We start from the raw sequence: 747 nt of genomic DNA on the forward strand, positions 1-747 counted from the left end.
GGAGTCGTAACCGTGCACGTCTTCGGCGAACACCTACCCGGACAACGGTTCAGATGGCAATCGATCCCGAAGGAATCGTGGAAAACGGCGCCGACAAGCTCGGCATCCGCGACCGCCGCGTCCAAGGCGACCTCGACCGCTTCAAGGCCTTTCTCGAAAACCGCGGAGGCTCCGAGGCCGCCGCCTGGCGCGGCGACGTGCAACGCCCTGGCCAGTCCTAGCCCCGATCAGACCACCTCACCACACCAGGGTCGCTGCCCGACCAAATGGTGAGGAGGACGGCCGGTTCTCCCGACCCAGGCCGTTTGCACACGATGTGGCCGGTCCCTCGACACGGGGCCGGCCACATCGTCCGAAGTCCGAAACGCCTAGGCGGGCACGGTTCCCGAGAACTCGTGCCTGCTGATCGGTTCCCAAGGGCCACCGAGGTAACGCCAGACGGCCAGGCCGGTCACCCTTGCCGTGCTGGGCGTGATCTCCTGCCGGAGGGTCGCGAGGGTAGCCGCGGCGGTGGCGGCGCCGACCTTGTTCTGGACTGTGACATGAGGCATCAAAGGTTGCCTGTCCTGGGGTGTGAGCCAACGGAGCCATCGGCTTCTCAGGCCACTGTGGACGGAAACCAGCTCGGGCGAGTCCAGCACGAGCGCGACCCCGCTCCCCAGCGACCGGACCCCGGTCACCGCCAGCGTGAACCGGCTTGTCTCGCTGGCCAGTACGGCACAGTCCGCGCCGACCGAGTCGAGATGG

1 protein-coding gene and 1 pseudogene are annotated in these 747 nt (G+C 67.3%); one reads left to right on the forward strand and one right to left on the reverse strand.

What is annotated here, in order from left to right:
* Positions 1–221: pseudogene (locus tag CFP71_RS43110) on the forward strand (SRPBCC family protein); the annotation flags it as partial.
* Positions 222–368: 147 nt separating this feature from the next.
* On the opposite strand, the gene CFP71_RS43115 reads toward CFP71_RS43110, so the two are convergent.
* Positions 369–747, reverse strand: a 379-nt coding sequence (locus tag CFP71_RS43115; RefSeq protein ID WP_093939503.1) for a 2'-5' RNA ligase family protein, incomplete at its 5' end; no start/stop codon positions are given.

Source organism: Amycolatopsis thailandensis (assembly GCF_002234405.1).
GTDB lineage: Bacteria > Actinomycetota > Actinomycetes > Mycobacteriales > Pseudonocardiaceae > Amycolatopsis > Amycolatopsis thailandensis.